The 18,034-nt window shown below is 62.7% G+C and carries 15 protein-coding genes and 2 tRNA genes; 6 read left to right on the forward strand and 11 right to left on the reverse strand.

Annotation, left to right across the window (positions count from 1 at the left end):
• Positions 1–180: 180 nt before the first annotated feature.
• Both LHFGNBLO_RS20685 and LHFGNBLO_RS20690 read left to right on the forward strand, forming a co-directional pair.
• The gene (locus tag LHFGNBLO_RS20685; RefSeq protein WP_258601191.1) at positions 181–612 is read left to right on the forward strand and encodes a L,D-transpeptidase; all 432 of its coding nucleotides are present in this window, start codon (positions 181–183) and stop codon (positions 610–612) included.
• Between the two features lie 119 nt (positions 613–731).
• On the forward strand, positions 732–1,676 hold the full coding sequence (locus LHFGNBLO_RS20690) for a hypothetical protein (protein WP_258601192.1): 945 nt from the start codon (positions 732–734) through the stop codon (positions 1,674–1,676).
• Positions 1,677–1,772: 96 nt separating this feature from the next.
• On the opposite strand, the gene LHFGNBLO_RS20695 is transcribed toward LHFGNBLO_RS20690, so the two are convergent.
• The 10 genes from LHFGNBLO_RS20695 to LHFGNBLO_RS20740 form a co-directional block, all read right to left on the reverse strand.
• A complete protein-coding gene (locus LHFGNBLO_RS20695) occupies positions 1,773–2,759 on the reverse strand; it encodes a lipid A biosynthesis lauroyl acyltransferase (protein ID WP_258601193.1) in 987 nt (328 codons plus the stop codon).
• A 13-nt stretch (positions 2,760–2,772) separates the two neighbouring features.
• The gene (locus tag LHFGNBLO_RS20700) at positions 2,773–3,801 is read right to left on the reverse strand and encodes a zinc-binding dehydrogenase (RefSeq protein ID WP_258601194.1); all 1,029 of its coding nucleotides are present in this window, start codon (positions 3,799–3,801) and stop codon (positions 2,773–2,775) included.
• 28 nt (positions 3,802–3,829) lie between these two features.
• Positions 3,830–5,113, reverse strand: coding sequence for a beta-ketoacyl-ACP synthase (locus LHFGNBLO_RS20705; RefSeq protein ID WP_258601195.1), 1,284 nt, complete (start codon positions 5,111–5,113; stop codon positions 3,830–3,832).
• 17 nt (positions 5,114–5,130) lie between these two features.
• A complete protein-coding gene (locus LHFGNBLO_RS20710; RefSeq protein WP_258601196.1) occupies positions 5,131–6,321 on the reverse strand; it encodes a beta-ketoacyl-ACP synthase in 1,191 nt (396 codons plus the stop codon).
• 117 nt (positions 6,322–6,438) lie between these two features.
• The gene (locus tag LHFGNBLO_RS20715) at positions 6,439–6,720 is read right to left on the reverse strand and encodes an acyl carrier protein (RefSeq protein WP_006335407.1); all 282 of its coding nucleotides are present in this window, start codon (positions 6,718–6,720) and stop codon (positions 6,439–6,441) included.
• Between the two features lie 176 nt (positions 6,721–6,896).
• The gene (locus LHFGNBLO_RS20720; protein WP_258601201.1) at positions 6,897–8,042 is read right to left on the reverse strand and encodes a slipin family protein; all 1,146 of its coding nucleotides are present in this window, start codon (positions 8,040–8,042) and stop codon (positions 6,897–6,899) included.
• Positions 8,043–8,405: 363 nt separating this feature from the next.
• A tRNA-Leu gene (locus LHFGNBLO_RS20725) sits at positions 8,406–8,482 on the reverse strand.
• 2 nt (positions 8,483–8,484) lie between these two features.
• Positions 8,485–8,558 (reverse strand) — tRNA-Asp (locus tag LHFGNBLO_RS20730).
• 228 nt (positions 8,559–8,786) lie between these two features.
• Positions 8,787–9,335: a histidine phosphatase family protein gene (locus tag LHFGNBLO_RS20735; protein WP_258601203.1), complete on the reverse strand. Its 549-nt coding sequence runs from the start codon at positions 9,333–9,335 to the stop codon at positions 8,787–8,789.
• 96 nt (positions 9,336–9,431) lie between these two features.
• The gene (locus LHFGNBLO_RS20740; RefSeq protein WP_258601205.1) at positions 9,432–12,449 is read right to left on the reverse strand and encodes a caspase family protein; all 3,018 of its coding nucleotides are present in this window, start codon (positions 12,447–12,449) and stop codon (positions 9,432–9,434) included.
• A gap of 147 nt (positions 12,450–12,596) precedes the next feature.
• Between LHFGNBLO_RS20740 and LHFGNBLO_RS20745 the strand changes: the two genes are divergently transcribed.
• The 3 genes from LHFGNBLO_RS20745 to LHFGNBLO_RS20755 all read left to right on the forward strand — a co-directional run bounded on the left by LHFGNBLO_RS20745 (position 12,597) and on the right by LHFGNBLO_RS20755 (position 16,316).
• Positions 12,597–13,547, forward strand: coding sequence for an AEC family transporter (locus LHFGNBLO_RS20745; RefSeq protein ID WP_258601207.1), 951 nt, complete (start codon positions 12,597–12,599; stop codon positions 13,545–13,547).
• 201 nt (positions 13,548–13,748) lie between these two features.
• A complete protein-coding gene (locus LHFGNBLO_RS20750) occupies positions 13,749–15,206 on the forward strand; it encodes an NAD-dependent succinate-semialdehyde dehydrogenase (protein WP_258601208.1) in 1,458 nt (485 codons plus the stop codon).
• An 84-nt stretch (positions 15,207–15,290) separates the two neighbouring features.
• Positions 15,291–16,316, forward strand: a complete 1,026-nt coding sequence (locus LHFGNBLO_RS20755) for an aldose epimerase family protein (protein WP_258609832.1) — start codon at positions 15,291–15,293, stop codon at positions 16,314–16,316.
• A 139-nt stretch (positions 16,317–16,455) separates the two neighbouring features.
• On the opposite strand, the gene LHFGNBLO_RS20760 is transcribed toward LHFGNBLO_RS20755, so the two are convergent.
• Positions 16,456–17,376, reverse strand: a complete 921-nt coding sequence (locus tag LHFGNBLO_RS20760; RefSeq protein WP_258601209.1) for a sugar kinase — start codon at positions 17,374–17,376, stop codon at positions 16,456–16,458.
• A 205-nt stretch (positions 17,377–17,581) separates the two neighbouring features.
• Here LHFGNBLO_RS20760 and LHFGNBLO_RS20765 point away from each other — a divergent pair, with 205 nt between their 5' ends.
• The gene (locus LHFGNBLO_RS20765) at positions 17,582–18,031 is read left to right on the forward strand and encodes a FixH family protein (RefSeq protein ID WP_258601210.1); all 450 of its coding nucleotides are present in this window, start codon (positions 17,582–17,584) and stop codon (positions 18,029–18,031) included.
• Positions 18,032–18,034 lie beyond the last annotated feature (3 nt).

The raw sequence follows: 18,034 nt of genomic DNA on the forward strand, positions 1-18,034 counted from the left end.
CTGCAACCGCCCCGAAAATAGAGTGTCGTTGGAGCAACTATCGCGGGAAATCGTTCAAATTTTCACTTCCAGATTGGTGATTTCCTCAAGGAGTGTGGAGTACTTAACTCACGTGTCTTTAAAAAAATGAAAGAAAGCGTGAAGTAGGACAGGCAAGGGGCATCAAAGGGGTTTGATCTCATGAATAAAATCGTTCTCATGGCGGCAGCACTTGCAGCGATGCTGTTCGGCACGTCCATCGAAGGCAAGACGGCCGGTTTGGTGGCCAACATCGACGTGTCTTCGCAGACCATGACCGTCAGCCGCTACGGTCAGGTGCTTTACCGGTGGAGCGTCTCCACCGCTCGCAAAGGCTACATTACCCCGCGGGGCAGTTACCGGCCGCAATGGACGGCGCGGATGTGGTATTCGCGCAAATACGACATGTCGCCGATGCCTTATTCGGTGTTCTTCCGCGGTGGTTATGCCATCCACGGCACTGGCGCAGTCAGGCAACTCGGGCGTCCGGCGTCACATGGCTGCGTGCGCCTGCACACTGCCAATGCGGCAACCTTCTATGCGATGGTGCGGGAAGCCGGTTTCGGCAACACGCGGATCGTCGTTACCAACTAGATTTGGCACGGACGAAAAGACTGCCCAGGTTCGGCAAACGCTGAGTTTCCTCAGGCGTGCAATTGACGCCGCCGTGCATTTGCGGCGGTGAAAGCACCAAAACGTTGCAGGAATAGCGCATGGCGTCAAAATCCGGCTGTCTACGCTGGGGGTTGATGCTGTTCACACTTGCGTACGCCGACAGTGAGGCAGATGCCGAACAAGGCAACGCAATGGGGGTTCCGATGTATCGACTTCTTCTAGGTGCGGCGATTGCCGCAACCGCCACGTCGGCCTTCGCCGCCGATGCTGTCGCTCCGATCGTCATGGAACCCGAAATCGCCCAGCCGCACATCTCCGGCTACGTCGAGGCCTATCTCGGCGGACTGTACCTGTCGACCGATTTTGGGGACGAAAACGCCACGACCGCCGGCGGTGCCGGCCGGGTCAATTTCCCAATCGATTCCCGGTGGAACGTCCAGACCGACGCGTTCGTCGATTCGCTTTGGGTCGAGGGTCTAAACATCTATGGCTATGGTGGCGCCGTTCACGGCTACTGGCGCGATCCGAGCGCCTATGCGCTCGGCGGCTTCGCCTCGCTCACAGGCTATGGCGGTGACGGCTTTGGCGACGCAGACATCTACAGTTTCGCGGTCGGGCCCGAAGCCCAGGCCTATTTCGGCAACGTGACCGTCTACGGCCAGGTTTACTATGGCCAGTTGCGAGCCAGCGGCTCACCCGAGCATATCGACAACTGGGGTGGCCGGGGCGTGGTGCGCTATTTCGCTCAGGACAATCTTCGCTTCGACGCCGAACTCGGCTTTTCCCGGCTCTCGGTGTTTGGCACCGATCTCGACACGGTCACGGGGGCGTTGCAAGCCATGTACCGGTTTTCCGGCACGCCGGTTTCTGTGTTCGGTCGCTATCAGCTGGACCATATCTCCGCAGATGGAACAGACCTGAATGTCCACAAATATGTGATTGGCCTGCGTGCAAGCTTCGGTTCGGACACGCTGCTCGACGAAGATCGCAACGGCGCCACGATGGATACCTATCGCCCGGGCTTCGTCCTACCTTTCCTGTAGGATCTTCGGGAACACACCGGATCAAGCACGAAAGTCGCGCAGAGCAATCTTCGCGGCTTTTTCTTTGATGCTGCTTTTTTCGTGCTCAACGGCAGTCTAGCCGGCTGACTTTGCCTGTCCACGCCGGCTGCGCCGGCGGCCACTGATCTCCCAGCGCTTGTGGAACCACATCCACTGGCCGGGATCCTCGCGCACCCAGCGCTCGACGACGTCGGCGAGAAGCTGGGTGGTGGCGGGGACGTCGATGCTGCCGCTCTCGTTGCGCGGCAAGGTCAGCCTATCCTCGATCTCGAGCCGGAAACGGTTGCCCGGCAGCCGCACGCAGCGCGCCGGATAAACATCGCAGTCGTAGTGCCGGGCGAGGATGCCCAGAACCGGATTGCTCTGGCAGCGGCGGCCGAAGAAATTCGTCTCGAGCCCGCTCGAGAATTTCTGGTCGACCAAAACGCCGATGTTACCGCCCTTCTCCAGGATGGCCGCAAGTGCGAAGGAAGCGCCTGTCGCAGACGGCAACAGAGCGCCCATCGTCGAACGGCGCGTCGAGAGGATATAGTCGGCCAGGTATGGATTGTTGGGCGGGCGAAACAGCGCGGTTATCTTCATGCCAAAGGTGGCGGCCGCCACCGGCAGCAATTCGAAATTGCCGAGGTGGCCGGTGAAGAGGATGTGCGGCTTGTCCTCGTTGGCAATCTGCTCGAAATGATCGGCGCCGCTGACCTCGACGCGGCCGGGTTTCGTGGCTTTCGGATCGTAGTCGAAAAGGGCATCGAGGAAGATATACTCGGCGGCAAGGCGGGCCATGTTGCCCCACATATCGGAGGCGATGGATTCGATCTCGGCATCGCTTTTCTCGGGATAGGCCAGGCGCAGATTGTTGATGGCGACACGGTGGCGCCCGACCAGCGGTCCGATACGGCGGGCGACACGGTCGGCGAAATTGAGCGCCTTGTCGGCCGGCAACAGGCGCAGCAAGGAGATGATCATCATCGCAATGCGCGCAACCAGCCAATGCTCCAACTGGCGGAGCCGCCTGCCGTAGCGAAACCCCAAGTTCCGGCGGGCCTTCTTGAATAGCTTGCTCAACGCGGCAGAATCCTCAGCCGACGCGCAGGATGATCTTGCCGAACACGTCACGGCCTTCCATGCGCTTCAGCGCAGCGTCGATGTCGCCGAAGCCGACTTCGGTGTCGATGACAGGCGCGACGAGACCCGCCGCCATTTTCTGCATGGCGTTGGCCATGTTTTCCATGCGACAGCCGAAGGAGCCGAGCAGCTTCAACTGCTGCTGGAACAACTGCATCAGATTGATCTGCGTCGACACGCCCGAGGTCGAACCACAAGTCACCAGGCGACCGCCGCGTTTCATGCACAGCATCGAGGCGGCAAAAGTGTCGGCGCCGACATGCTCGAACACCACGTCGACGCCCTTCTTCTTCGTTAGCTTCCGCACGATGCCCTCGAAGCGGTCGTCGCGATAGTTGATGACATGGTCGGCGCCGAGCGCCTTGGCCTTGTCGATCTTGTCGTTGGAGCCAACCGTGGTGATTACGGTGCAGCCCATCTTCTTCGCCAGCTGGATCGCGGCGGAGCCGATGCCTGAGCCGCCGGCATGGATGAGAATGGTTTCGCCGGGCTGCAGCCTGGCATTGTCGAACAGCATGTGCTCGACGGTGCCGAAGGTGACGGGCGCGACGGCAGCACCGATGTCCGTCACGCCGGGCGGGGCGGGGACCAGCAGGCGCGCCGGCAGGTTTATCTTCTCCTGCGCAAAGCCATCGAGGTGGAAACCGTGAACGCCCGAAACGTGTTCGCACAAATTGTCGCGGCCTTCGCGGCAGGCGCGGCAAAGTCCGCAGGTACGGGCGCCATAGATCGATACGAGTTGTCCGGGAAGAAGGCCGGAAACGCCGGGGCCGACCGTTTCGACCTCGCCGGAGGCCTCTGCGCCGACGACCAGCGGCAGCTTGCGCTTGGCGAAGGCCATGCCACGCCAACCCCAGACGTCGATGTGGTTCAGCGCCACCGCCTTGATGAGCAGCGTGACTTCACCGAGCGAAGGTGGCGGGGGAGGCGGCAGGTCCACCGTTTCAAGACGGCGGTCCTCGATAAGTTGCAGTGCGCGCATGCGGTTCTTTCTGGCGAAAGACGGTCGCTTAGACCGGTTCCCGCGCCATGACAAGGCAAGTGTTCTGGCCGCCGAAGCCGAAGGAGTTCGACAAGACGGTGCCGACCTCGGCATTGCGCTTCTTGTTCGGAACCACGTCGAGCACGATCGCCGGGTCGGGATTGTCGTAGTTGATGGTCGGCGGGATGACGCTTTCGCGCATGGTCATCAGCGAAAATGCCGCCTCGACCGCGCCGGCCGCCGAGAGCGTGTGTCCGATCATCGACTTGTTCGACGAGATCGGCATCGAGCCGATCCGCTCGCCGAACACCGTAGACAGCGACAGGTGCTCCATCTTGTCGTTTTCCGGCGTCGACGTGCCGTGGGCGTTGACATAGTCGATCTCGTCTTCGCTCAGGCCCGCGTCGGCAAGGGCGGCGCGAACCGCCGCTATCGCCGGTGAACCGTCGGGCTTCGAGCGGGTGCGATGGAAATCGTCGGCCTTCTCGCCGCAGCCACGCAAGATGCCGAGGATCGTCGCGCCGCGGGCCAGTGCAGCCTCAAGCGATTCCAGCACAAGGGCGCCCGAGCCCTCGGCCAGTACGAAGCCGTCGCGGTCCTTCGAGAATGGCTTGGACGCTTTTTCAGGAATGTCGTTGTGCGTGGAGAGCGCGGACAGCAGCGAGAAGCGGATCAGCGCCTCGGCGGTTGCGGAACCGTCGGCGCCAATTGACAGCGCCCGGTCGCATTCGCCGCGGCGGATCGCCTCGACGCCAAGCTGGATCGCGGTGGCGCCCGAGGCGCAAGCGGTCGACAGCGTGATCGGCAGGCCGCGCGTGCCGAAGCTGTCGGCGAGCCGGTCGGCGATCGAACCGAACTGAGTGGTCTCGAAAATGTCTGTTCCCTTCAGTCCGCGCGCCACCCGAAGCAACCTTTCGGTACCAGTGCCGGTGCCGGTGCCGTGCTTGTCGGCGTTGTAGAGCGAAAAGCGTTCGCTCCAGTCAAGTTCGACCGGCGGCGAGGCGAGGAACAGCGGTCCGCCGAAATCGCTGGAATCAAGACCTGACTCTGCGACGGCTTCGCGCGCGGCGGTCTCGGCCAGTTCGTAGGTGAGGTGGCTGGCGCCCTTCGAGCTCGACGACAGGAAATCGACGGTGCCGGAGATGCGCGTGTTCAGATGATCGACCGGAAAACGGGTGATCGGATGGATGCCGGATTTGCCTGCGGTGAGTGCTGCCCAGTTGTCGGTCTTGCCGACACCGAGCGAGGTCACCACGCCGATGCCGGTGACGGCGACGATCGGCCTGCCCATGTGGTCGTTCAGATTGGCCATTTTTTTGTCCCGGACCGTTAGTCGGCAGCGTTAACCAGCGCCAAGCCCTCGAATTGGTGATAGCCGATCGCCGTTGCAAGCACGGTTTTCGGAATGCCGCTGAATGACTTCTCGGCAACGGCATCAAAGGCGGGGTAGGCTGCCTTGCGGTCGACGGCCAGTGCTGCCAGCGCCACGGCGAAGGGAAACTGCGCTTCCTTCATGTGGCCGGTCAGCGTTGAAAAGCCGCGTGCGGCGATCGCCGGATTGGCATCGAACGCTGATTTCTCGGCCGCGGTCGCGGCATGTGCGCCTGAAGCGCCGGAGATGGCGAGCAGTTCGCCGTTCGGCTTTGCTGCCTGCTTGAGCAGCGTGGCAATGCCGGCGTCGAGTTCGCCGAGTCTGCGTTTGGCGCGTCCTGACACGACCGGGCCGAGTTCGGCATAGATCTTTCGTCCGCGGCTTGTCGCATGTTCACGTTGTTCCAGCACCAGGAAAGCGCCGCCGGATCCCGTCACCACGCCGCCGCCTTCTGCACCTTGCCTCTGCCAGACCGGTTTCCAGGGCCCGCGATGCAGATAGCCGGCCAACTCATAGCCGAGCAGCATGTCGGAATGTTCGGTCTGGAAGGCGCCGCCGACCAGGATGTGCGTCGACTGGCCGGAGCGGATGCGCGCGGCGGCTGTTTCGACAGCGGCGACGCCAGCACCTTCCTCGCCCATGAAGGTGCGCGACGAGCCGGTCACCTTGTGGACGATCGAGATGTTGCCGGCCAGCAGGTTGGAAAGCTGGGCCAGAAACAGCGTCGGGCGCAATTCGGTGGTCAGTTTTTCGTTGAGCAACACGTCACGGTCGTTGCGGCTTTCCGAAGCCGCCAGAATATCGGCGTCGACCGCTTCGTCGCGCTCGCCGCCACCGGCAGCCACCACCATGTCCATGGTTGCGCAGAGTTCTTCGTTGCCCTTGATGCCGGCATCATCGAGAGCCAGGCCGGCGGCATAGGTGCCCAGCCTTTGCCAGGTTTCCATCTGGCGCTGGTCGCCGCGCTTGGCGATCTGCAGGTTCCAGTCGATCTCGGGCAGCGGGTGGACGGTGTAGGGCGAAAAGCGCGTGGCCTCGAGCACCGGTTCCAGCCCCGGTCGGACGAGTTTCTGCCAGTGTGCATCCGGACCCTCTCCCAGCGAAGAGACAAGGCCGATGCCGGTGATGACGACGTCGTGGGGGCTCATGGGCGGCTGTTGTGGGTCAGGCTGCAATTTTTATCTTGCGCATGATCCCTGTCCGAAAATCGATGCCGATTTTCGGGGTCATGCGCTGAGCGCGTCAAGGTCGCGCGTAGCACCATCTCAGGCATTCTTGGCCGCGACCAGGGCGTCGATCTTGGCGCACAGGTTCTTCATGACGAAGTAGTCGTCGGTCGAGGCCTTGCCGTCATTGACCTCCTGCGTCCACTTCTCCAGTGGCACCTTGATGCCGAATTCCTTGTCGATGGCAAAGACGATGTCGAGGAAGTCGAGGCTGTCGATGCCGAGATCGTCGATGGTGTGGCTTTCAGGCGTGATCGTGTCGATATCGATCTCGCTGGTGTCGGCGATGATCTTGGCGACTTTGTCGAACGTGGTGGACAAGGGCTTTTCCTTCGGTTGCGGGTGGAATCTGTCCGCATGTGTTTGGGCGCTGTCTAATCGGTTTTTCCGGGCAGGAAAAGGCCTGATGCGCCGGGCGCAGATGGGATGGCGGGTTGGCGAAAGCAAGAAGGGCCGCGGGTTGACCCGGCGGCCCTTCCCATTGACGTTACGTCAGCTCAGCTATCGCGGAGCTTGACCAGGTCGTTAAGCAACCCGCCCGTTCCGTTGTGGACGGTCAGCCGCTCGACCTTGCCGGCGATGGTTTCCAGAGCCTCAAGCTCCTTCAGCCGCAGCATCACCGGGTTCTCGGCCATCACCCTGGCCGTGTTGAGGAGGGAACGCGTGGCGTTCGTCTCCTCGCGGCGACGGATGATGTTGGCCTCGGCCTGCTTCTCGGCCGACACCACCTGGTTGAGGATTTCGCGCATCTCGCCCGGCAGGATGACATCCTTGAGGGCGATATCGCTGACCTCGATCCCGATCTCGGCCATGTCGGCGCGGACCTTGCCGGCAGCCTCCTCGTCGATCGTCACCTTCTTTTCGAGGATCTGATCGAGCGTGAGCGACCCAAGCGTCTTGCGGAAGGCGTACTGCAGGGCGCGGTAGAGGGCTTCGGAGAAGTCCTTCACAGCGCTCACCGCCTTGACCGGGTCGACGACCCGGTATTCGGCGGCGATGTTGACGCGGATCGTCACACGATCCTTGGTCAGCACTTCCTGCCCGGCAACGTCGAGCGACTGGCGCTTGAGATCGACGACCTTGATCTGCACCATGCGTCCGACGTTCCAGAAGCCATGCACGCCCGCCGTCAGCGTCCGCACAAGGACACCGTCGATGAACAGCAGTCCGGCCTGGCCGTCCACGACCGGATGGACGGACATCAATTCCGTCTTCCGGGCCTGGCCGAGCCGGCGCATGACCGCCGCATCGATGGCGAGATCGGTTGACGTGTCGATCACCGTCACCTTCCACGGACCGGCATCCGTCCACAGCACAAGCTTGCGATCCGGCGCCAGCACGGCGTGCAGGTTGCCGTCACGCTCAATGACGGCGACGTCCGTGCGCCCGGTGCGAACAACGGTGAAATGACGCGCGGCCACATCCGGGAGCTTGTCGAACAACGCCTTCTCGTACGCCGAAACGAATTCCGGGTTCTTCAGATCGTGCCGGGAGACCTCAAGGCTCTGACGCCGGTTGGCGAGCCAATGCTCGCCCGGCAGCAGGACAGCCTTGATCTCACCCTTGTAGAGGGTGAGGGCACGTTCGTTTTCCCTTACGAGGACGCGCTCGCGTCCAAGAACCTTGTCGAGAATAGTCGTCATTGTCTTCACTCCTGTCGGGCATGGCCCCTTCCGAGGCGTCAAGTCATGCGTCGATCATCCTTTCGTTTCTCGTTTCACGTCGTCTCTCGCGTCATAGTCCGGGCACGAATGATCCGGGGACTGGTGGCACAAGTTCGTGGCGGACCTTCGGGAGCGGATCGCGAGGCAGCGAAGCGAGCGCCGGAGGCCTTGGCCTCCCCTGCCGGCAATGCTGCGCCTTGATCGTCACCGCGGGCCTGGCCGCGAGCCGATGGCGTCAGACCCTTCGATCCAGCCCGCGCCCGAAGGCTTGGACCGTCCGTCAGGTCCTTCGCATTCCAGTCCCCGGACCGTTTTCAGATAACACCTGCATGGTGCTTGGCTTGGAAGGCCAATGGAGAAGGATTTGAACCTTCGACAATCAGAACCTGAATCTGATGCTCTAACCAAACTGAGCTATCCGTGGTGCAAATGGCGGGACTCGAACCCACAACCTCCGGACGATATCCGGCGCTCTCCCAGTTGAGCTACATCCGCGATCCCAATCCCCGAAACGGCGCCGTACACAGGGTGGCAGTGCCGCCTGCGCGGGCGGAGACAAAAGCTCCAACCGTTGTGCTCGCTTCGGTTTTCGTGACCGGGAGCGCGCCTATAGCCCCTGCGACGGGTTGTCGCAAGCGGCATTGTCGTGGTCACATCGCGGCTTCTTTCGGTGGTTGCATTTCGGCAACACCGGCCCAGCCTCAATGGGAAACGTCAGCGTGGTTAGAAGGTGACGCGGCCGAGCACACGTAGCCCGTCGCCCTGGGGCTCGACGACCACAGCTTCGCCTTCGCGCGGCGAGACGCCGGTGAGTGCCACGATGTTTTCGAGATGGGTGACCAAGACCAGATTGTCGGAACCGGAATAACCGCGGATTTCGCTCATGATCGCGGCCATCTGGGCGGCTTTCTCCGTCGGATCCGTCTTCAGCAGGTCAAGCGGCGCGAAGGGCTCCGGCTCTGCTTCGAAGGCGATGCGGGCCGTATCGAGGCAGCGACAGTAGCGGCTGGAGAGCACGCGCTCGATGGGGGCCGCGCGGGCGCCGAACAGCGCGCCGATCTTGCTTGCCTGCTGCTTGCCGCGCGCCGAAAGATTGAGCTGGGTCGCGCATTTGGCGATGTCGAAACTGGCCGGATCGGTGGTGCCGGTGATCATAGCATGGCGAAGCAGCACCACATGCCCGCCGTCGCGCAGCAGCGCCCAGCCGGCGTCCGTCGCGTGGGCAACCGCGGGAACGACAAGCAGAAACAGCGCCAGGGCAGATCGAAGCATCAGATGTCCTTATTTCCGGTCCCCGGCAGATAGGCCCCGGTGACCGGCATATAGGGATGGCAAAGCCGGTCGAAAGACAAGGACGGCCGAAACAGCCTATTTCTTCGCCATCTGCTTCTTGATTAGGTCGATCTTCTGGTCGGTGAGCGGAATGGGGGCCGGATAGCCAGCCTCCGTAAAGCCCAGCTTGGCGTTCTCGAGAAACTCGATGGCCTTCCGGTATTCGGCACTGCCTCCGCCATAGTTGCCTCGGCTCCAGTGGATGTCGCCAAGATTGTTCTGCTGGAAGGCCCACTGCATCGGCTGGCTGTCGCGCGTGAACACTTTGAGCGTCGCCGCAAAGGCGGCTTCGGCGTCGTTCAGATATTTGTCGGTGCGTTCGAGATTGCCGAGATTAAGCAGGCTCATGCCGATGCCGTTCTGTGCGTTCGCCCAATCGACAGGCGCGGCCTCAAAGGTCAGCACCTCAAGGGCAGCCCTCCGCGCGGCAATCGCCTCGGCCAGGGTTTTGGGATCGGCCTCGCTCATGCTCAGCCAGTGCAGCGCCGAGCCGAGGCCGGTCTGCGCCAGCGCCCATTGCCGTGGCGTCGTCGCGCGTTTGTATTCGCGCAACGCGTCGCGAAAGGCCTCGATCGCCTCCTTGTAATGCTGCGGCTTGTCGGACAGACCACCAAGCAGTTGCAGCGTGTTGCCAAGATTATAGTGCGTCATCGCCCAGTCGAGCGGGAATTGCTTCTTGGTATAGACCCGCCGCGCCGCGCGGAAGGCGGTGGCCGAGTCTCCCAGCTTGGCCGGATCGCGGGTGCGCTGACCGAGCGTCTGATAGATCGAGCCGAGATTGTTCTGGGTCGACGCCCAATCCATCGGAAAACGCTGACGGGTGAAGATGGTCAGCGCGTCGCCATAGGCGAGGGCGGCTTCCTCCAAATTGCTGGTGCCGAGATCGAAACGGGCAGCACTGCTCAGCGCGTTGCCGAGATTGAGCCGGCTGGTCGCCCAGGAGACCGGGAAGGTCTCGCGGGTTCGAACCTCCAGGGCGGCGCGGAAGGCCTCGGTCGCCTCGGTGATTTTCGCCTTGTCGTTGCGCAGCGTGCCGAGCGACACCAGCGTGTTGCCGAGGTTGTTCTGCACCATGGCCCACTGTACTGGCGCCTTTTCGTGCGTGTACTCTTCGAGCGCCAGCCGATAGGCGGCCTCAGCCTCCGTCAGATGCTCGCCACCCGGTTCGCGTTCCGAGAGCGCGTAGAGCGCCAGGCCGATGTTGTTTTGCGAGCCGGCCCAGTCGAGCGGAACTTTTCCGCGCGGGCGCTTCTCCAGGGTCGCGCGCATCGCGATCACCGCCTCATTGAGGCGTTTCGGGTCGCTTTCGCGCTCGCCGATCTTGAGCAGCACGTTGCCCAGATTGTTCTGTGCGGCGGCCCAGTTGAGATCATCCTTCTCGCGCTCGAACACGGCAAGCGAGGCACGGAAGATTTCCGCTGCCTCCTCAAGCCTTGCGGTCTTGGTCTCGCGCTCGCCGATGGTCTGCAGCACCACAGCCATGTTGTTGCGGGTGATCGCCCAGTCGCGATTCTCTTCGCCATTCGGAATGAAGTTGAGGATGATGCGATAGGCATCGATGGCCTGCTGCAGTGCTTGCCTGTCGCCCTTGGCATAGCCATGGGCATTCAGCGCTTCCGCCTGCTGGTTCTTGTAGTTCCAGCGCAGTTTGTCGTCCCATTTCTCGACCAGCGAAAAGGCCTTGCCGTAGTCGTTGGCGGCGGACATGTAGTCAAAGACCAGCGCCGAGGCGTCGGCGCGCCTGGCATAGATGGCGGCATCGGCAATGCGCTTCTGCTTGACCAGATCCTCTGCCTGGTCGACGGCGATGCTGGCTTTCTCGACCCGGCCCACAGCTTCGTCAAGGAACTTGCGCGCCGTCACGATCGCGCCCTGGCCGATGGCCCTGTCGGCCGAAGCCACCAGCCGGCTGATCTCCGGATCGTCGGTGCGCAACGCGTCGCGCTCGGACATCATCTTCTTCAGCCGTTCGGCCTGCGCATCGAGCACTTTTTGCAGGTCGGTCGGATCTTCGGGGATTTTTTCGGTGCCGAGCGCCTTGAGAACACCATAGAGCGCATCGAGCGGCACGCCGTCCTGCAGTGAGGCCAGTTCCACCTGTGCCCGCCTGGGATGGGACAGGTCGGAAATGGTCAGCAGCAATTTTCGCCGCTCGCCGGTGATCAGCCCGTCGTCGCCGATCGGCTCCTGCGGCGCAACGCCGAAATAGAGCAACCGGCGCAGGCTCTCGTTGACCCATGGCCGCTGCCTGGCCTTGGTGTCGAGATAGACCTCTTCCGTCACCATGCGCATCACCGAGCCGAACTCGGTGCCCTTCATCGCCGCAAGGTGGCGCAGCAGCGCTGCAGCATAGGGGCTGTTTTCGCCGACGGCACCATCCAGCGCCGGACGTCCAGGCTCGGCGGCGAAGCCGATCACGGTACCGAGATTCGTTGCAGCCGGCGCATCACCGAGCGCCTTGGCGCCACGCACCGGCTCAAGCCCGCCGGCGCCGATCGGCGACGCCGAGGCCGTCGGCGCCCGGCGCACGACCGCGTCCGGCGGAAACGGGTTGGTGCGGCAGGCATCGAGCAGCATGATCGTCACCGGCACGGTCTTCTTCAATTCGTCCATGACCGCGGAAATCGGCACCAACGCCTCGTCGGCATCTTTCAGCGACGACACGTCGGCATCGATCGGAACCAGATAATTCTCACCTCCGGCCTCGATGCCATGGCCGGAATAGTAGATGAAGGCGACGTCGGCGCCCTCGGCGTCCTCGACGAAACGTTCGAGGTCACGCTTCAGCTTGGCGGCGTCGCGATCGGTGACGCTGCGGGCATCGAAGCCGAGATCGGTCAGCATCTTGGCCATGTCGCGAGCATCGTTGGCCGGATTGGGAAGGGCGGTGATGTGCTCGTATTTCGACTGGCCGACGATCAGCGCCACGCCTTTGAGGCTCGCCGTCTCAGCCGCTGCAAGCGCCGTCGCGGCAAGGCAGAGCAGGGCAATGACGAAAGCCGTCAGTCGCGCATGTATGAAAAGATGCCGTTTCGGCGCCTCGACAAGATTCATTCGCCCGTGTGCCCGCCCTGATGATCCCAAGCCTCTATAGCGCTGCCACCTGACCATGATCAAATTCGGGCCATGAGCAAATTCTGTGCGGCTGTTTTCGAGGGCAGGGCGATTGCGCTGCAATCCGGGCTCGCCTATCCCTGAAAAATGTCCCCGCTCACCGAAACCGTTCTCTTTGTCTTCAGCCTTGTCGCGCTCGGCTATCTCGCCGGGCTCACAGGCTATTTGAAGCCGGCGAGCGGCGAGGGTATCGCCGAATTCGCCATCAACGTGGCGATGCCGCTGCTGCTGTTCCGGACGATGGTGAATTCCGATTTCCACGGTGTGGCGCCTTGGTCGCTGTGGGGCGCTTACTTCACGGCAGTTGCAATGACCTGGGCCGCCGGCCACCTGGTCACGACGCGGATCTTCGGGCGGGACGCACGCACCGGCATCGTCGGCGGCGTGTCGTCGTCCTTCTCGAATGTGGTGTTGCTGGGCATTCCCTTCGTTCTCGGCGTATTCGGCTCCAGCGGATTCGAAGTGCTGTCGCTGCTCGTCTCTGTGCACCTGCCGACCATGATGATGGCTTCGATCATCATGTTCGAGATATTTGGTCGCGGTGGGAGCGAGCCGGTTCACCCGCTGCGCATCATCCAGAGTTTTCTGAGAAGACTGTTGTCCAACCCGCTGATCATCGGCATCCTGGCCGGGCTGGTATGGCGCCTCACCGCGGCGCCTTTGCCGGATCTCGCCGAGCGGCTGGTCGATGCGCTGGCCGACACGGCCGGTCCGGTGGCGCTGTTCGCCATGGGGCTCAGCCTTTGCCGTTTCGGCATTTCCGGCAACATCCGGCCGGCGTTGGCGCTGTCGGCGCTGAAACTGTTCCTGATGCCTGCACTGGTGCTCGGCCTGGTCTGGCTGCTTGGGTTGCCGCCGTTGACGGCCAAGGTGGCGGTCGTGGTGGCGGCGCTGCCATCCGGCGTCAATTCCTATCTCATCGCCGCGCAGTTCAACACCGGTCAGGCGCTGGCGTCGAACCAGATGACCATCGCCACGGCGAGCGCGGTGGTCACAACAGCCTTCTGGCTGACGGTGGTCGTTCATATATTCGGGTAGGATCGGGCACCCGGACAGGAATTTGCGCGGGCGCTGCTCTCGCCTTACGCTGGCCCAAAGCCTATATGCCATCTTGTGATTGATTGCGCGGCTTGCCCTAGGTAAAGAGCAGTCGCTCCAGCGTGCCGGCATCGATGCCATGGCACGTCATCGAAGAAATCCAGAGACCGGCCCGTCAAAGCGCCGAACGGAGGCTAGACCATGCTTCAGAAAACCAGCCATTTCATGCGGCAGGCCAATCTCATCAACGGCGAATGGGTGCAGGCCGACAGCGGCCAGACCGTCGACGTCAACAACCCGGCCACCGGCCTCAAGATCGGCACCGTGCCGAAATCGGGCAAGGCCGAGACCCGCCGCGCCATCGAGGCCGCCGCCGAAGCCTTCAAGACATGGCGCAAGACCACTGCGCTCGAACGCTCGAAGTTGCTGCGTAAACTGCACGATGCGATGATGGACAATCAGGACGTGCTGGCCGAACTGCTCACCATCGAACAGGGCAAGTCGCTGTTTGAATCGAAGGGCGAGATCGGCTCGGCCGCGTCCTACATCCTGTGGTTCGCCGAAGAAGGCCGCCGCACCTATGGCGACGTCGTGCCGTCGCCGTGGGCGGATCGCCGCATCCTGGTGACCAAGGAGCCGGTCGGCGTCATCGCCGCCATCACGCCCTGGAATTTCCCGTCCTCGATGCTCGCCCGCAAGCTCGGCCCGGCGCTGGCCGCCGGCTGCACCGCCGTCGTCAAGCCTGCGACGCAGACGCCTTACTCCGGCCTTGCCTGGGGGGCGCTGGCCGAGGAAGTTGGCTTCCCCAAGGGCGTCATCAACATCCTGACGGGCGCTGCCGGCGAAATCGGCGACGAGATCTGCGCCAATCCGCTGGTGTCGAAGATTACCTTCACCGGATCGACCGAAGTCGGCAAGCTTCTCATTCAGAAGTCGTCCGTCACCGTCAAGAAGGTGTCGATGGAACTCGGCGGCAACGCGCCGTTCATCGTTTTCGACGACGCCGATCTCGAGCGCGCCGTTGCCGGCGCGATCACTGCCAAATACCGCAATTCGGGCCAGACCTGCGTTTGCACCAACCGCTTCCTGGTTCAGGCCGGCGTCTATGACAAGTTCGTCGAAAAGCTCGCCGCGGCCAGTGACGGTCTGAAGGTCGGTTCCGGCCTGGAAGAGGGCGTACAGCAGGGGCCGCTGATCGACGAGAAGGCGGTCGAGAAGGTCGAGGAACTAATCGCCGATGCAACCTCGAAGGGCGGCAAGGTCGTCGCCGGCGGCAAGCGTCACGCGCTTGGCGGTTCGTTCTTCCAGCCGACGGTGATCGCCAACGCGACGCCGAAGATGCGCTTCATGAAGGAAGAGATCTTTGGCCCGGTCGCACCGGTGTTCAAGTTCGAAACCGAGGAAGAAGCCATTTCGCTCGCCAACGACACCGAATTCGGCCTCGCCTGCTATTTCTACACCGGCGATCTCGGCCGCGCCTTCCGGGTCATGGAAGGGCTGAAATACGGCATGGTCGGTGTCAATGAAGGTCTCATCACCACGCCGGAAGCGCCGTTCGGCGGCGTCAAGGAATCCGGCCTCGGCAAGGAAGGCGGACATCAGGGCATCGAGGATTATCTCGACACCAAATATGTCTGCATCGGCGGCCTCGGCCTCTGATTGTCTGGGGTCTGTTGCTTGTCAACAGACCCTGAGCCTGTCCGGAAGACCGGGCTCGGGATCAACGAACTGGCGTTTGCGGGCATGACGATGAAGGACGGCGAGGTCTTCGGCACGACGCAAGCGGGCGAGGATGTCCGCCGCTTCACCATCAGGGGCGGTGGCCTCACCGCCAACATCATCGGGCTCGGCGCCATTATCCAGGATCTTCGGCTCGCCGGGCATGATGCGCCGCTGGTGCTGGGCTACGACCGTTTCGGACCCTATGAGACGGATACTGCCTTCTTCGGCGCGGTCGTCGGACGTTATGCGAACCGCATCCGCGATGGCCGCTTCACCATCGCCGGCAAGCGCTACCAGACTGAGCGCAATTTCCTCGACAAGCACACGCTGCATGGCGGCTCACAAGGCTATTTTCACCGGGCGTGGGCGGTCTCGCTGCACGGAAGGGATTTTGTCACCCTGACCCTGCACGATCCCGACGGCACGATGGGCTTTCCCGGCGCGCTCGACGTGACCTGCACCTACCGGCTGAAGATCCCCGGCACGCTCAGCATCGAACTGACCGCCACCTGCGAGGAGCCGACGCTCTGCAACCTCACGCAGCATTCCTATTTCAATCTGGATGACGGCGGGGCCGGCGACATCCTCGACCACCGGCTGATGCTGAACGCCGGTGCCTATACACCGGTCGATGGCGAGATGATCCCGACCGGGGCGGTGAAGCCGGTCGACGGCACGCCCTTCGACTTCCGCCAGGCGCGGCCGCTGCGCATGGAGAACGAGGGCGAGCAGCTTCCCTACGACCAGAATTTCTGCCTGGCCTCGACCCGTGGGTCGCTCAAGCAGGCATCGTGGGCGCAAGGGGCAAGCTCCGGCGTCGAGATGGAAGTGTGGACGACGGAGCCAGGCGTCCAGCTCTATATCGGCCAGCATGTGGCGCCGCCTTCACTGGGGTTGGGCGGGCGTCGCTACAAGACTTTTTCAGGCTTCTGCCTGGAGCCGCAGGCGTGGCCGGATGCCCCGAGCCGGCCGTATTTCCCGCAGGCCACGCTGTGGCCGGGCCAGATCTATCACCATGTGACGGAATATCGATTCCGCCTGCCTTAAGGTCTGTCGATATTCAGGTGAGGCCGGCCTGCGAGTGGCGGCTTCCTGCGCTTCCGGTGCTCACGTACTTCAAGTACGCTCCGCTCCGGTTCTCGGAAGCCATCACTCTCGGCGCAGCCTGACCTGAATCTCAACAGACCTAGCCGTCGAAAGCCGCTTGAAGGGTCTCGAACGGCGCCAGCGCCCCTCGCACCTGGACCACGGCGGCAGCAACGCGATGCGCGCGCAGCACGGCCTCGGCCGGGGCATGGCCGGCAAGCCGGGCGGCGAGATAGCCGCCATTGAAGGAATCGCCGGCGCCGGTGGTGTCGACAGGAGCGGCGACATGGACCGCCGGAACAGGTTGCAAGGTCCCATTCTCGGCGATCAGTGCCGGTTCCTCGCCATTCTTGACGACGACCTCGCCGACCAGCTTTCCAAGTCGTTCGGCGGTCGCTTGTGGGCCTGTGTCACCAAACAGCATCTGCTCGTCGGGAAAGGTCGGCAGCGCGATGTCGGTGACGGCAAGCGCTTCGAGGATCGCGGCTTGCGCCTCATCGCGGCTGTGCCACAGCCGTGGCCGGTAGTTGGGATCGAAGGCGACAAGCGAGCCGGACGTGCGCGTCTTGGCCACCGCCGCCAGCAATGTCGTGCGAGAGGCGCTATCCAGAATTGCCAAAGTGATTCCGCTGAAGTAGACAAGTGACTGGTTTTCAAGGTTTTTTGCCAAGGCGGCTGGGTCTGAAGCGAGCCGCCGCGCCGCTGCGTCGCCCCGCCAGTAGGTGAAGGCGCGTTCGGGGCCGGTCAGCGTGATGGCGTAGAGGCCGGGCCGTGCGCCCGAAATGACCGGGCTGGCGCCGATGCCGATGCCGTTTTCAGCGAAGAAAGCGATCTGGCCTTGCGAGAAAGGGTCATCGCCAAAGGCCGAGACATAGGTCGCCGGCCTGTCGCCGCTCAACGCATGCAGCGCCCATAGCGTGTTGAACGTGTCGCCGGCAAAGCCCATGCGCCAGTTCGGCCCGGCCTGGCCTGAAAGTTCCAACATGCACTCACCGATCGAGGCGACGCCGTTTGCTGCCATGTATCTGTCTCCTGGTGCATGCCCAAAAGTGTGTAGCGGTTTTGGGTAGCGACATGCACAAAACCAAAGAGCCGGTGCTGTAGCTTTTTGCGACCGGGAGCGCCATGGTTGGCGGCGGCGGGTTTTTGCGCCAGAAGCGTTTTCCCACAGGTGGGGCGGGACGCTAATTGCTCCCTGAGACGTTATGTTTGGAAGAGGAACCGGTTTGGCATCACTATGGCGTTATCTTCTCGCAGGTCTCGGTCTGGCTGCCTTGTTGGCTGGCATTCTTGCTATCGTCTATCTGACCGTACCGCAGTCGGCGAAGTTCGCCGGCCTCGATACATCGCGTTCGAAAACCACAGCGAACAGGTTGTTCGTGGCCAGTTTCCAGCCGGAGCGGGGCGTCATCAGGCAAGGCGAGTTGCAATCCTGGCTGCTGACGCTGAAGACGGTCAAGGGCGCGCCGGTGGAAGGGGCGGCGATCACGGTGTCCGGCGGCATGCCACAGCACAATCACGGTCTGCCGACCAGCCCGCAGGCGACCGACTATCTCGGCGACGGGCGCTATCGGATCGACGGGCTGAAATTCACCATGAGCGGATGGTGGCAATTGCGGTTTGCCATTTCCGCGGCAGCCGGGTCCGACACGGTCGTCTTCAACGTGGTGCTGTGAGTT

Origin of the sequence: Mesorhizobium sp. AR10 (assembly GCF_024746795.1) — a bacterium.
Taxonomy (GTDB): Bacteria; Pseudomonadota; Alphaproteobacteria; order Rhizobiales; family Rhizobiaceae; genus Mesorhizobium.